The sequence below is a fragment of the Streptomyces sp. NPDC032721 genome (assembly GCF_055579625.1).
The window spans coordinates 480,092-493,503 of the sequence record NZ_JBVIMX010000001.1 but is presented as its reverse complement, the minus strand read 5'-3'; the positions used below and the strand labels follow the sequence as shown (position 1 = coordinate 493,503).

Annotated in this window: 11 protein-coding genes; 1 reads left to right on the top strand and 10 read right to left on the bottom strand. The window is 66.7% G+C overall.

Annotated features, from left to right (window positions below):
* Positions 1-147: 147 nt before the first annotated feature.
* From ACZ5PB_RS02115 to ACZ5PB_RS02100, 4 genes are all read right to left on the bottom strand, one after another.
* Positions 148-1,188 carry a CBS domain-containing protein gene (locus ACZ5PB_RS02115; RefSeq protein WP_468686944.1) on the bottom strand — a complete coding sequence of 347 codons (1,041 nt, stop codon included), beginning with the start codon at positions 1,186-1,188 and terminating at the stop codon, positions 148-150.
* A complete protein-coding gene (locus ACZ5PB_RS02110) occupies positions 1,185-3,011 on the bottom strand; it encodes a GmrSD restriction endonuclease domain-containing protein (RefSeq protein ID WP_468686942.1) in 1,827 nt (608 codons plus the stop codon). Before ACZ5PB_RS02110 ends, ACZ5PB_RS02115 begins: the two co-directional genes overlap by 4 nt.
* A gap of 129 nt (positions 3,012-3,140) precedes the next feature.
* Positions 3,141-4,067 (bottom strand): NAD-dependent epimerase/dehydratase family protein, encoded by a 927-nt coding sequence (locus ACZ5PB_RS02105; protein WP_468686941.1) that lies wholly within the window; start codon positions 4,065-4,067, stop codon positions 3,141-3,143.
* 25 nt (positions 4,068-4,092) lie between these two features.
* Positions 4,093-5,370 (bottom strand): nucleotide sugar dehydrogenase, encoded by a 1,278-nt coding sequence (locus ACZ5PB_RS02100; protein WP_468686940.1) that lies wholly within the window; start codon positions 5,368-5,370, stop codon positions 4,093-4,095.
* A gap of 343 nt (positions 5,371-5,713) precedes the next feature.
* Here ACZ5PB_RS02100 and metG point away from each other — a divergent pair, with 343 nt between their 5' ends.
* A complete protein-coding gene (metG, locus tag ACZ5PB_RS02095; RefSeq protein ID WP_468686938.1) occupies positions 5,714-7,429 on the top strand; it encodes a methionine--tRNA ligase in 1,716 nt (571 codons plus the stop codon).
* A gap of 38 nt (positions 7,430-7,467) precedes the next feature.
* On the opposite strand, the gene ACZ5PB_RS02090 is transcribed toward metG, so the two are convergent.
* From ACZ5PB_RS02090 to ACZ5PB_RS02065, 6 genes are read right to left on the bottom strand one after another with little or no spacing between them, the layout of a single operon-like run.
* The gene (locus ACZ5PB_RS02090; RefSeq protein WP_468686937.1) at positions 7,468-8,106 is read right to left on the bottom strand and encodes a histidine phosphatase family protein; all 639 of its coding nucleotides are present in this window, start codon (positions 8,104-8,106) and stop codon (positions 7,468-7,470) included.
* A gap of 24 nt (positions 8,107-8,130) precedes the next feature.
* Positions 8,131-8,685 (bottom strand): FkbM family methyltransferase, encoded by a 555-nt coding sequence (locus ACZ5PB_RS02085; protein ID WP_468686936.1) that lies wholly within the window; start codon positions 8,683-8,685, stop codon positions 8,131-8,133.
* Positions 8,637-10,229, bottom strand: coding sequence for a hypothetical protein (locus ACZ5PB_RS02080; protein ID WP_468686934.1), 1,593 nt, complete (start codon positions 10,227-10,229; stop codon positions 8,637-8,639). Before ACZ5PB_RS02080 ends, ACZ5PB_RS02085 begins: the two co-directional genes overlap by 49 nt.
* Before the next feature lie 6 nt (positions 10,230-10,235).
* A complete protein-coding gene (locus ACZ5PB_RS02075; RefSeq protein ID WP_468686932.1) occupies positions 10,236-11,378 on the bottom strand; it encodes a glycosyltransferase family protein in 1,143 nt (380 codons plus the stop codon).
* Between the two features lie 28 nt (positions 11,379-11,406).
* Positions 11,407-12,753, bottom strand: coding sequence for a N,N-dimethylformamidase beta subunit family domain-containing protein (locus ACZ5PB_RS02070; RefSeq protein ID WP_468686930.1), 1,347 nt, complete (start codon positions 12,751-12,753; stop codon positions 11,407-11,409).
* Positions 12,750-13,397, bottom strand: coding sequence for a methyltransferase domain-containing protein (locus ACZ5PB_RS02065; protein WP_468686928.1), 648 nt, complete (start codon positions 13,395-13,397; stop codon positions 12,750-12,752). The genes ACZ5PB_RS02070 and ACZ5PB_RS02065 overlap by 4 nt, the downstream gene beginning before the upstream one ends.
* Positions 13,398-13,412 lie beyond the last annotated feature (15 nt).

Genomic DNA, 13,412 nt, shown 5'->3' with positions numbered 1-13,412 from the left:
TTCTGCGTCACCCTCTCGCGCCCGCATGTTCCGTAAACGCCTGCACCAAAGGGGCCAGCTTATCCCTGTGACTGTTGGGGCGTTAGGGACTTCCTGCCCTTGACCGTGCGCGGGCGCCGATCGGGGGAGGGCTGCTGCGGCGGGAGGTTAGCGGACGTAGTCGCGGAGTAGCCGGGTGAAGGACATCAGCTCGCGCAGATCCTGTGGGGGCAGAGGCTCCTCGTCGAAGTGCGCGATCCGGTTCCGGATGGTGTTGACATGCTTGAGGTGATGGATGAACTGTCCCCGGTCGAGCGTCGGGTGTCCGAGCGTCTTCCAGTTGAGGTCGGCCTGCTCAGCCATCGTTTCTTTCTTCTGATCTCCGTCGAGAAGATGGACGTAGTCCCCGAACGACAGATCCGTGACCTTGCCCGTCCGGTCCTGAACCTTCACGCGGTTCTGAACGGCTCGAATCGCATCGGCGCTCAACATTGTGCCGAGCCAGCGTCGCAGCAGTGACTCGATCTCACCGAGGATGAAGAAGGGGCGCGCGGCGTGCTGGAAGCGCCGAATGATCTCGCGGTACGTAACTATCCCCGAGAGATCCCCTTCCGGGCCACGGACCAGCAGATACCCCTGCTCGACCAGCTGCGGCAGGCAGCTGAAGAGCTCCTGACGGCTGTCGAACACCGGCAGGGACTCCTGCTGCATGGCGTTCTCCAGCGTAGGCTCCTTGCCGTTCTCGTACAGGAGCGCCAGCGAACGCCAGGTGACGACACCGTGCAGATTGGTCCGCTCGCTGGTGACCGGGATCTGAGCGAACTCCTTGTGCCGCATGAGGTAGGTCGCCTCGGAGAGCTGAGCTCCCAGCGGCACACAGGTCACACCGCCGGACGCCGACGGCAGGTCTCCGATCAGTAGCCGCTGCGGCAGAGTTCCGGCCGGCAGCGGGTCCACCGGCGTCCCATCCTCCTCGTCCTCCACGGCAACGGGGACGGCGACGAGCGGTACGAGACGCACACGGCTTTGTGCGGCGCAGGTCGAGAAGTCCGGCAGAGTCGTCAGACCGGCAGTGGTGAGAACCTTGCTGATCTCCTGGACGGTCGGGCCCCGTCGAACACTGACCGCAAACAGCTGGAGGAGCTCATCGAGCCCAACCTCTGTCCCCTTGAGCGCGACGAGTTCCTGCGCGGTCGGTTTCCGGATCATCGGACGGCCTCCGGGTCCGGTATGCCGCGCAGCACTGTGGTCCGCTGCCCCATGGCGTGGTAGACGAGGTCTTCGAGTGCCGCCGCACGGGAATCGAAAAACGTCACGTAGTCGTTCGCCCGCAGCGCCTTCGGGTCGATGAGATGCGTGACCAGCACGTCGTCGAACCATTCCGGGCGCATATCGGCGGCTGCCGCCAAGTACTCCAGATACGCGGCGGGCGCGCCGCTGAGCGCTTTGGCGGCACGCAGCGACAGAGGTGTCTTGTTGACGATGGAGGTGGCGGGACGCTCCTCGTCGTTGGTCTTGCGCAGCCAGCTCTTGGGGAAGACCTGGTGGATGTCTACCCCGTACTCCTCCAGCCGACCCGGCACCAGCGGGGCCTCTGTGAAGTGCCAGTCCACCGCACCCTGCTTGATGAGAAGGGCGTATATCCCCTTGTATGCGGCGCTGTTGCGGGTCTTGAGTGAGCGCAGCCTGTCCGGGAAGAAGTAGGCGTCGGTGACCGTGTCGGGTGTGCCTTCGGCGCCCCGGATCCAGGTGATCAGCTGCTCGACGTCGCGGGTGAACCGGGTCTCGGTCGAGCCGCTGTACATCTCGCCGAGGACGCCGCACCAGTACCACTGCGCGATCTTCTCTTGGGCGGCGTCGCCGTCCGCCTCCTCACCGAGGATGGCTCGTACCGCAGCGAGCGGTACCAGCTGGGTGCGGTACGGCAGATCCGCCGCGTGCACGATGCACTGCGAGCGGAGGAAGTCGCCGACCCAGCCGAAGGCGTCCCGGACGACTGGCGCCAGCTCCTCGAAGTCCTCCAACGGAAGCTCAAGAAGGTCGCGGCGCTTACAGGAGACGCCGACCCCGTGATCCTGTTGCTTGCGGCGCCAGGTCCGCACCAGGGCTACCGCTTGCAGGAAGTCGCTACTGCTGAGGCCGTCGTCCACATCGACACTGGGGTTCCCCAGGACCGGGTGTTGGTCCGCGAGTTCCTCTTTGAGCGCGCGCCAGGAAGCACGCAGGTCGTAGTAGTCGCCGGTTTTCTCGGTGTACGCCAGGTTGCCCGCGTAGGTCGCCGTGAGCAGTTCGAAGACGTTGAGTGCGATGCCGCCGGCGTTGACCCGCTCGAAGACCGCACAGACCGCGTCCAGGGACGTCTCGGACGACAGATTGATCATGGGTACCTGAAACGCGCGCACATGCTCGAGCACTTGCTCCTCGAAAAGGGACCACAGGCGGAAGTTGCGCGCCTCGTCCGTCTTCTCGTACTCCCGGCGCCAACTGTTCACCGCCTGCGTGTCGAAGACGATGCGCAGCGGGAACAGTCCGGCCCGGCACTCACCTTCGGTGTCGGTCAGGTCATGTACGACCCGGCGGGCGAAGTCGGCGCGCAGCACCCGGTCCTCGGGCACGGAAACGATCGAGTCGTCGCGGTCGGACGGCGATCCCGTCGCCTTCTCGATGTCGATGTAGTACCAGCGCCGGACAGAGGCCCCCCGGGTGTTGGTCGTGTGCACTGGGGCGTCGGTGACGTACAACGCCTGGAAGAGAGAGGTCAGCCGCTGCTGGCCGTCGAGGAGCAGAAGTTTGGGGTCCAAATGGGCTGTATCCCCTGCGCCCTTGAGTGTCTTGGAGCGGAACCGCGTACTCCCGCCCGTCTGCAGGGTCATCGTTACGCCCAGCGGGTAGTCGAGCGTCACGGTCGCGATGATGGACCGGATCCGGTCGTCGTCCCACTTCCATTCCCGCTGAAAGTCGGGGAGTCGGAGCGCTCCTGACGCCACGTCGCCGAGAAGCGTCTTCAGCTTTGCGCTGTCCAGTCCTGCCACGTTCTGGGTACCCCGCCCTTGTGTCCCCGATGAAGAGGACAGTCCACCAAGCGATCGCTTATGCGTCAACATCGTATTGACGGGTGGATAGAGGTCGACGGCATCAGGTGAACGGCGGTGTAGTCGGTGTCAGGCGATCCACCGACTGGTTGCCGGGAGTCCCTCGCACAGAAGGGTGGGACGGGCATCCGGGAAGAGGGCTAGGAGCCGGGATGTGTCCGCTTGGGAAGCGGACACATCCCCTGCGCGCGGCGCAGAGGGCTGGACGACCGCATGGCTACCCGTTGTCTCCTCGATCATCTTGATGAGTGCCGACAGCGACGTCTGGGTGCCGAAGGCGAGGTTGACCGGGGTCGGGCTGACCACGCCGCGGAGCAGGGCATCGGTGATGGTGTCGCACACCGTGCCGACGTAGGTGAAGTCGCGGGTCTGGGTGCCGTCTCCGTGGAGGGGCAGCGGCTGCCCGGACAGGGCTGCCGTGAGCCACTTCGGGATGACGGCCGCGTATGGGTGGTCGGCGCGCTGGCCGGGGCCGTAGACGTTGAAGAAGCGGAAGGGGAGGACGGGGAGGCCGTAGCTGTGGTGGTAGGCGGTGAGGTAGGCCTCGGTGGCGAGCTTGGAGACGGCGTACGGGCTCATGGGGGCGGTGGGGAGGGCCTCGTGTTTGGGGAGGGTAGGGGCGGCTCCGTAGACCGAGGACGAGGAAGCGGCGATCACGTGGAGGTTGCCTGCTCGGCGGGCGGCTTCGAGGACGTAGAGGGTGCCGGTGGCGTTCGCGTGGTGGGTGGCCAGGGGGTCCTTCACCGAGCGGGGGACGGAGGGGAGGGCAGCGAGGTGGACTATCGCGTCAGCGCCCTGGAAGGCCTTGTCGAGGTCGGCCGGGTTGAGGATGTCGCCCTCGATGAGGGTGATGGTGGTGAGGTCGGCGAGGTTTTCGCGGTGGCCGGTGGAGAAGTTGTCGAGGACGCGGACCTCGGTGAACTTCGGGTTCTGGGTCAGGGCGCGGGCGAGGTTGCTGCCGATGAAGCCGGCGCCGCCGGTGATGGTGACGATCATGGGTGGGGCTCCTTGGGGTGAGGAGTTAGAGGGTTTCGATGCGGGGGCTGGTGAGGCGGTTGCGGCAGTCGAGGACGTACGGGGCGTGCTCGGTGATCGCCTTGTAGTCGAAGGCGTCGTGGTCGGCGAGGAGGACGACGGCGTCGGTGGCCGCGAGGGCAGATGGCGTGAGGGTGGTGCGGGGGACCGTGAGGACGGGGCTTGCCTGGGGGTGGGCTTCGTCCAGGACGTGGGGGTCGGCTGCGGTGACGTGGGCGCCCATGGTGGTGAGGAGGTGGGCGATGCGGGCGGCGGGGGTTTCGCGAGCGTCACCGGTGTTGGGTTTGTAGGCGAGGCCGAGGAGGAGGATGCGGGCGTCCTTGACCGGCTTGTTGCGGTGGTTGAGGGCTTCGGTGAGGCGGCGGACGACGTAGTCGGGCATGTGGTTGTTGACGTCGTTGGCGAGTTCGACGAAGCGGAAGCTGTGGCCGAGGGCGCGCTGTACGCGCCAGGAGAGGTACGAGGGGTCGACGGGGAGGCAGTGGCCGCCGACTCCCGGGCCCGGGGTGAAGGGCATGTAGCCGAAGGGCTTGGTGGAGGCGGCGTCGATCGCGGACCAGATGTCGATGTCCAAGTCGTGCGCGAACATGGCGAGTTCGTTGATGAGGGCGATGTTGACGTGGCGGAAGGTGTTCTCCAGGAGCTTCGTCAGCTCGGCTTCCTTGCAGGTGGTCACGGGGATGACGGTGTGGACGAGCGTGGTGTAGAAGCGGTGGATGGCTGCTGTGCAGGCGGGGGTGACGCCGGCGATCACCTTGGGGGTGTTTTCGAGCGTCCAGGTGCGGTTGCCGGGGTCGATGCGTTCGGGGCTGTAGCCGAGGTGGAAGTCCTTGCCGGGGGTAAGGCCGGAGGATTCGACGAGGAGGGGGGCGAAGAGCTCCTCGGTGGTGCCGGGGTACGTCGTCGATTCGAGGACAACCGTTGCGCCAGGGGTGAGGTGCGCGCCGAGTACGCGGGCTGTGTCCTCGACGTGGGAGAGGTCGGGGGCTCCGTCGCGGAGGGGTGTGGGGACGGTGACGATGGCGACGTCGAAGTTCGCGCAATCCGTCGGATCGATGGTGGGGCGGTACGCGCCGTTGGCGAGAAGCGGGGCGAGGCGGAGGTTCGGGATGTCTTCGACGTATGACTCGGCCGCCATCAGGTGCTTGACGCGGGCGACGTCAGTGTCGAGGCCGACGACGTGGTGGCCGACTTCGGCGGCGCGGACCGCGAGGGGTAAGCCGACGTAACCCTGGCCTACTACGACGACTCGGAGCTTGCGCATGGTGACGTACCTCCTTGTGGTGGGGTGCGGACTGTGGGTGGGGAGGGCAGTGCTGGGCGGGGCCTAGAATGGGCAGCGCTTGGCCGTACGGGACTCGCTTGGCCGCCTGTCCTGTGCGGCCGAGCGTCTTTTCCTGCCGGTCTTCCGGCCCGTTCCAGCCCCTGGAAACCATGGGGGAGCGGACGGGCCCGGTTCGTTACGATGGGCACGGCCCGCAAGCTGATGCGTCACGCTGTGTGACGTTGCGGTGCGACCGGTGTGGTCGCCCTGGTGCGGGTCTCCGCAATTGGGTCCGCTGTGGCTTGGCCATGGGCGGCGTACGTACGAAATGGAGCATCCGAGGATGGCTCGTCACCTGATCACCAGCGCGCTGCCGTACATCAACGGGATCAAGCACCTGGGCAACATGGTCGGGTCGATGCTTCCGGCGGATGTGTACTCCCGGTACCTCCGCCAGCGCGGTCACGACGTCCTCTATATCTGCGCCACCGACGAGCACGGCACGCCCGCCGAGCTCGCTGCGAAGGACGCCGGACTGCCGGTCGCCGAATTCTGCGCCAAGCAGCACGACGCGCAGAAGGCGATCTACGACGGCTTCGGGCTCTCCTTCGACTACTTCGGGCGCAGCTCCTCGCAGCAGAACGTCGAGATCACCCAGCACTTCGCGCGCAAGCTCAAGGAGAACGGGTTCATCGAGGAGCGGGCCATCCGCCAGGTCTTCTCGATCGCCGACGACCGTTTCCTGCCGGACCGCTACATCGTCGGCACCTGCCCGCACTGCGGTTACGACAAGGCCCGCGGCGACCAGTGCGAGAACTGCACCCGCGTCCTCGACCCGACGGACCTGATCGACGCCCGCTCCGCGATCAGCGGGAGCAGCGAGCTGGAGGTCCGCGAGACCAAGCACCTGTTCCTGCTTCAGTCGAAGCTCGCCGGTGAGGTCGAGGCCTGGATCGACGCGGTGGGTGGTGAGTGGCCGCAGCTGGCTTCGTCGATCGCACGGAAGTGGCTGACCGAGGGGTTGCACGACCGGGCGATCACCCGGGACCTGGAGTGGGGCGTCCCGGTCCCGGCCGACACGTGGCCGGAGCTGGCGGCCGAGGGCAAGGTCTTCTACGTCTGGTTCGACGCTCCGATCGAGTACATCGGCGCGACGAAGGAGTGGGCGGACCTCGACCCGGCGGCGCGCGACTGGAAGTCCTGGTGGTACGAGGCCGACGACGTCCGGCACACGGAGTTCATGGCCAAGGACAACGTCCCGTTCCACACGGTGATGTTCCCGGCCACCCAGCTCGGCGTGCGTGAGCCGTGGAAGATGGTCGACTTCGTCAAGGCCTTCAACTGGCTGAACTACTACGGTGGGAAGTTCTCCACCTCGCAGCAGCGCGGCATCTTCACGGACGCGGCCCTGGAACTGCTGCCCGCCGACTACTGGCGCTACTTCCTGATGGCCAATGTCCCGGAGTCCGACGACACCTCGTTCACGTGGGAGCTGTTCTCCTCTTCGGTGAACAAGGACCTGGCGGACACCCTCGGCAACTTCGTGAACCGGGTGCTGTCCTTCTCGCGCAAGCGCTTCGGCGACGAGGTTCCGGCGGGCAAGGCGGCCGGCGAGGCCGAACAGAAGCTGGGCGCGGAGATCGCCGGGCTGCTCGCCGAGTACGAGGGCCACATGGATGCGCTCCAGTACCGCAAGGCGGCGGCTTCGCTGCGCGCGCTGTGGAGCGCGGGCAACTCCTACCTGGAGGAGAAGGCCCCGTGGCTGGAGATCAAGACGGACGAGGAGGGCGCGGCGCTCACCCTGCGGACCGCGATGAACCTGATTCACCTGTACGCGGTGGTCTCGGAGCCCTTCATCCCGGCTTCTGCCAAGGCGATGCGTGGGGCATTCGCGCTCGCTGACGACAACGCGGTGTGGGTGACGGAGGAGCAGGCCAAGGCACTGGACGCGGTGCCCGCCGGGACGCCGTTCATGGTGCCGCCGGTGCTCTTCGCCAAGATCACCCCGGAGGACCTGGAGTCGTACCGGGAGCGCTTCGGCGGTGACGACGCGGGCTGACGTCTGCGCAGCACCACTCGCCCGTACTGCCCCGGTGATCATGGGGTGGTGCGGGCGTTGTGCTGCCCGGAGAGCTTTGAGGGCGGGGCGTTGACGCACCGGAAGCACGGGGTTCCGTGGGTGACTTCGAGCCAGGTTGTGGCGGCGGAGCCGGGGACGAGTTCGAGGTAGTCGGCGAAGCTTCGGCCGGTGAGGTGGAGGAGGAGGCAGGCGATGCCGCCTCCGTGACCGACGAGGATCGTGGTCTGGGGTGGGGCGCTGCTGACTTCGTTCCAGAGGTGCAGGTAGCGGGCTTGTACGTCCTCTGAGGACTCGCCGCCCGGTGTGCGGAGCTGGTGGATCGGGACGCCGGCGGTGGCGGCTTCGGCGGCGGCTGCGTGGCGCGGCTTTCCCCCGAGGTGGCCGCTGTTCTTGGCGGACAGGCGAGGATCCTGGCGTACTTCGGGTGGGGCGAGCCGGTCGGCCAGGAGGGCGGCGGACTGCTGACAGCGTGACATGGGGCTGACGAGCATCCGATCGATGTTGATGTTCAAGTCGGCGAGCGTAGCGGCGACTTGGCGAATGTCGGCTATGCCCTGTGGGCTGAGGGTGCCGCCGAGGGCTTGGCCTTGATGGATGCCGAAACGATTCTCTTCGGTCTCGCCGTGTTTGATGAGGAAGATGTGGTGAGTGCGCATGACGGGTGCCTGCCTCTCGGTACGTCAGTCCCATTCGCGGACGTCGACATGGGCGGATACGGCGGCGAGGACCTGGTCGTGGTCGGCGCGGCTCATCGCGGGGAAGCGGTCGTAGTGCCACTCGATGTACAGGACGGAGAGCAGGCCGATCGTTCCGTCGCTGAGCAGCTTGCGGAGCACGGGATACTCGGCGCCCTCGATGTCCATCTTCACGACAACCTGATCGTCCGGGGCGACGGTGCGGTGCAGCCAGGCGCTGAAGTCGATGGCCGACACGGCGACCGGGGCGTCGTAGTCGATCTGCTGGTCGTACATGGGCGGGACGCGCTTGCCGGGCATGACGGTGGAGCTCTCGTGGTGGCCGAGGAAGAGGTCGATCGTTCCGTCCTGCGTCCATACCGCGCTCTGCGAGATTTCGACCCGGGGTGCGGGGGCCGCCTGTGCCACCTGGGCGTGGATGGAGGACAGGAGTTCCGGGTTGGGCTCGAAGGCGTAGAAGTCGTGGTCCGGGAGCTCGTGGATGAAGCGGTTCAGGACGATTCCGAGGTTGGTGCCGCAGTCGATGAAGACTTTGCGCATGGGGAGTTCTCCTGGGTGGTGGGGTGGGGGAGTTCGATGGTGCGGACGAGTAAGTCCGTGAGGAGGAGAAAGTCGCCGGTGGTGGGGCGGTAGTAGCGCTCCTGGTAGCGGATGGTGATCTGGCGGACCGGTTCGTCGCCGCGGTACGGAGGAAGGCCGCCCCAGCAGTAGAGCTGGCCGCCCGGGGCCTTGAAACGGCGCAAGCGGCGGGGCAACGGGCCCTTGGGGCTCCCGTCGTTCAGCCGCGTGAACGTAAGGCTGAGGAACGCTTCGTGGGCCAGGGACTCGGCCTCGTCCCGGTGGCTCGTGCCGAAGGACTGCTTCAGGGCGTGCAGCGCGGCGCGGTCCCCGTCCGCTTCTACGATGCGGTCACGGAGCTCGCGGTCCCAGACGATGCCGAGATGACCGTGGAGTACGGGTTCGTCGGTGAGGAAGTAGCCCAGGACGCGGCCGAATTCGCGCTCGTACGGGCACAGGAAGTTGTTGTAGAGACCCTGGCGGGCGCCGGATACGGTCTCGACCTGCCAGTGGATGCGGGCCGTGAAGGGGGTGTCCCACCAGGCCAGGTGTGCCGGCTGCCAGAGGAGGTCGGCGACGCTCAGGACGATGATGGCGAGTGCGACCAGCGCTACCGGCCAGCTGAACACCTCGGCGTAGTGAGCCTTGGGGAGCATGAGGACTGTGATCGCCAGGGCCGTGTGGGTGCAGATGTTTTCCCAGAAGAAGATCCCGGAGGCGAGGACGACGGCGACGTTGAACAGTGCCGTTGCCATCAGGACGCCGATGAACAGCCGTTGATCGAAGAAGGCGAACAGGCCGGCCGCCTCCGTGGCCATGGTGAGCAAGTTGAGCGGGCGGTTGATGAGCCGCGTGTACTTCAGGGCGCGGGTGACGAGTGCGGGGCGAAGTAAGCGCGCCCAGCCCCAGCAGTACGCGGAGGCCGCGAGGTAGTGCGTCTGGTTGTGCCAGACCCACGACCAGGGACGAGGGCCGAGCCTGGCCTTGCTCCAGGCGGGTTTGACGTAGTGCGACAGCGAGACGCAACCGAGGACCAGCAGGAGAGCCGGGCCGGTGGAGGGGATGTTCAGAAGCGCGGCTGTCACGAACCAGGCGAGGTACGCCTTGAGTATGCGGACGGGCATCATCGCGTGGTGCTTCCAGCCGCGCAGCTTTCCGCAGTAGATGGCCAGCCAGAGGAGTAGGGAAGGAGGCCAGAAGAGGGACGCCCCGGCGGTCAACAGGAGCATGAGCTTGGCGCGCCGCTGGGCAGGGACCGGCTCCGTCAGGTCGTAGTCGGTGGTTGCACCTTGCCAGGTGAGGAGCGTCGTGACGATGGCGATGAACCAGCGGAAGGGCGCATCCACATGAGGGGCGGGGAGCGCCAGGAGCAGGAGAATCAGGACTGTAGCGAGTGCCCGTCGGAAGAAGGTGGGCCGCGCGGAGAGCGCCCATACCGTCGGGGAAATCGCGGTCCGGTAGCAGAGCAGCGTTACGCCGGTGATCACGAGGACGCCCGCCTGGCCGGTGAGCTGAGGTATGTCCATGGACAGCTACCTGGCGGACCGGGCGAGAATGCGGGAGGGCGCCTGTTGGAGGCTCTCCAGGTACGTGGCGATGCGCTCGCGCGGGTCGGCCAGCAGATGCTGATCGCGGTGCCGTACGACGTTCGCACGGAACTCCTGCTGACGGCTGAGGAAGTCGAGCACCGCGCCGCGTTCCACCTGCGGAGCGCAAGAGCCGAGTTCCGCTTGAGTGACCGCCGTGGCGCACCAGTGCTGGTCGTACGTCGGCAGCGGGACCAGGTGGACCGGCTTCCCGAGGGCGAAGGCCTCGCTGATGAGGTTGAAGCCGGCGTTGGAGAAGACGGCTTCGGAGCGGGCGAGGTCCGTGAGGAAGGCTTCACGGTCGAATGGGCGGATCTCGACGTTGGCGTCGGCGTACTGGCGTAGCGAGCCGAAGTCGGAGGCCTGGGCATAGATCCGCAGGGTCCGATCCGGAACGTGCTGGCGATAGACGTCTGCGAGGACGCGCACGGAGCTCTCGGGGCCGTGCGAGAAGTAGCGGGAGAAGTAAGCCGTGGCGAGCGGCGTGGTAGTCGTGGTGGCGGTGCGGATGCGCTCGGGCAGGACTGGGGGGAGGAATTCCAGGTGCGTGTCCTTGGCCTGCAAGGGGACGAAGGAGCAGATGAAGGAGCGGTTGGTGCGGGGTGCGAAGTAGCGAAGCCGTTGCTCGTCTGCGGTACGGGCGTACGTGCCGACGGGCGGCAGGTCGAGGTGCCGGTACTTGCTCTGCTGGTCGATGGAGACGAGCGGCTTGCCGAAGTGGTACGCGAGGCGTGCCGCGTTCGGCTCGTAGTCGCTGACGAAGACGTCCGGAACGCCGCTCTGCTCGAATGCGCGCCGCAGGCGGAGGTGTTGAACGGCGCCCTTCGGGAGCTGGGCGATGTTCGCACGCAGTGCGTCACCGAGGTGGATGCGGTCCTGCCGGGCGAGGAGGGTGGGCATCCAGGCGTCCCGGGTGAGGAAGCCGAGCTCCCGGAAGTAGGCGACGCGGGCCGGGCCGTTGGTGATGATCTGCACTTGGTGGCCGCGTTCGCGGAGATACTGGGCGATCACCCCCTGACGGACTGAATGGCCCATGCCGATGCCATTGACGCCTATGGCGACGCTGAGCGGGCGTATCTGGAAGGACATAGCTATCCCTTCGGACAGGTTGAGGTGGTCAGGAGGGTTGGGAGAGCCGGGAGACGACGTTGCGCGTGATGGCCGCGACGTGCGGATCGGAGGCGAGGAGACGTGCCCAGTCCGTGGTCGCGGCGGTGAAGACGGTGCCCGTGGACTCGTAGAGGCCGAGAGTGGCGGCGCGTGGGCTGGAAACGGCCGGCTCGCGGGCGGCGACGTTCCAGTCGGAAGGCAGAGGGGCGATGCCGAGGATCTCGAAGTTGGGAGGCGTACCGTCCTCGCCGGTCGGGCGCGGGCGGCCGTAGCGGTCAATGGCGTACGTGGCGCCGTCGCACTCGTAACCGATCAGGGCTTGATCTTGGCCAAACGTTTCTCCAGTACGCAAGCCCGTACCAGCGAAGGCCCAGTGGTCGGAGTCGGTGACCGTATAGCCCAGGGGCGTACGTGACCCGTCCCAATGGCCACCACCGTTGCGGTAGCTCACGCCGAGCAAGGCGTTCTCGGGTTCGGACTCCCACCAGTGGTCGGGGCAGCCGATCGAACTGTCTGGATCTGTTCCGGCAGGTGCGTGCGGAGGGAACTTCGAGCACTCCACCTGGGTCGCGTCATCATGCGTGAGGTGCACGCGCCACCAGCAGGTATTTGCGCCGAAGTTCGCTATGTTGCCGCCTCCGTCGCGGAAGGCCGTGACGTGACGACGGGTGTCGCTGCTCCAGTACTCGTCGTGCCCCGCGGACAGCAGGAGACGGTATCCGTCACCGAGGTGTCGGCCGCGCGCGATGTCGAGGTCGGTGCAGAAGTCGCTCTCGAATCCGTTCGCTTCCAACCAGGCGATGAACGGTGCGTCCCAGTGGGCGAACGTCTGCCTCGGAGAGGCGGGGTCGTACGCATCCGGGAGGCCCTTGACCGGGCCTCCGACCCCACCGCCGGGACGACGCAGGCTGACCTGCGGGGCGCTGTAGAGGTTCCCTCCACCTGCGGAGTTGTACGCGTGATAGGTGAGGACAGGGATCTTGTAGAGAGTGCTCCTGCCGGACGGCACGCGCGGGGTGACCACAAACAGCAGACGGTTCTGGCGTGCGTCGAGCACGGGTGGGTCGGAGGGCGGCGTCACGCCGAGCACCGCGATGTACACGCCGGATTCCCAGTCCCTCGGCACTGCGAAGTCGTACGCGGGCCACTGCCAGTCCTCGTCGAATCGGCCGGAGGGAGCGGGCTGGCCGGCCCATATGACGCTGCCCGCGAGCTGGGTGGCGGCGCCGTACCGGTAGAAGTCGACGCGGAAGAGGTGGGCCGGGGTGGCGATGTGCAGCCGTATGACGTCCCCGGCGCGCACGCTCGGCCTGGCCGGGTAGCCGTCGACAGCGATGCGTTCCTGGCCCGTCATGACCCGGCCACGGGCTGTGCGACCCCCGAGTAGTGGTACGGGTCGACCGGCTGGATCTGCGCGGTCCAACCGAAGGATCCGAGCTGCGCGGTGAGTTCAGCGGGGGAGTGCAGCACCTTGACGACGGAGTGAGAACTTCCGTCAGCCAGCCAGCGGCGCACCATCGGCACGTCGGCCCCGGGCTCGACTTCCTCGATCTCCCTCTTCCTCCTGGAGTCGTCGAGAAGGACGACGTGGCCTCCTGGTTTGAGGGCGAGCCGCAGCGACCGCCAGAACTGTGGGAGCAGCGCCGGCGGTACGTGGCTGAGCCAGAAGGCGAAGAAGACCGTGTCGTACTGGCGGTCCGGTGCCCAGTTGAAGATGTCGGCCTCGACGAATTTCGTACCGGTGCCACTAGCACGCTCGCGGGCAGCCGACAACATCTCAGGTGCGGCGTCCACAGCGGTGAGGCTGCGCGACCGGGGCGCGAGGAACTGCGTCCACTGCCCCGTGCCACAGGCCAGTTCCAGAACGTCACCTTGGATGGACAGCGTGTCGAGGACGGTGACGAGGCGCGTCAGGTCCATCCGCTCGACGTATGCGTCGTCGTACTCGGCGGCCCGTAGCCGGTAGTACTGAATCTGCTGCTGCGTGATGGCAGACAACTTGAGGCTCCTTCC

Bases quoted from the DNA above. Each gene is read 5' to 3' on its own strand.
- ACZ5PB_RS02115 (WP_468686944.1), bottom strand. From the start codon at position 1,188: ATGATCCGGAAACCGACCGCGCAGGAACTCGTCGCGCTCAAGGGGACA.
- ACZ5PB_RS02105 (WP_468686941.1), bottom strand. From the start codon at position 4,067: ATGATCGTCACCATCACCGGCGGCGCCGGCTTCATCGGCAGCAACCTC.
- ACZ5PB_RS02100 (WP_468686940.1), bottom strand. From the start codon at position 5,370: ATGCGCAAGCTCCGAGTCGTCGTAGTAGGCCAGGGTTACGTCGGCTTA.
- metG (WP_468686938.1), top strand. From the start codon at position 5,714: ATGGCTCGTCACCTGATCACCAGCGCGCTGCCGTACATCAACGGGATC.
- ACZ5PB_RS02090 (WP_468686937.1), bottom strand. From the start codon at position 8,106: ATGCGCACTCACCACATCTTCCTCATCAAACACGGCGAGACCGAAGAG.
- ACZ5PB_RS02085 (WP_468686936.1), bottom strand. From the start codon at position 8,685: ATGCGCAAAGTCTTCATCGACTGCGGCACCAACCTCGGAATCGTCCTG.
- ACZ5PB_RS02080 (WP_468686934.1), bottom strand. From the start codon at position 10,229: ATGGACATACCTCAGCTCACCGGCCAGGCGGGCGTCCTCGTGATCACC.
- ACZ5PB_RS02075 (WP_468686932.1), bottom strand. From the start codon at position 11,378: ATGTCCTTCCAGATACGCCCGCTCAGCGTCGCCATAGGCGTCAATGGC.
- ACZ5PB_RS02070 (WP_468686930.1), bottom strand. From the start codon at position 12,753: ATGACGGGCCAGGAACGCATCGCTGTCGACGGCTACCCGGCCAGGCCG.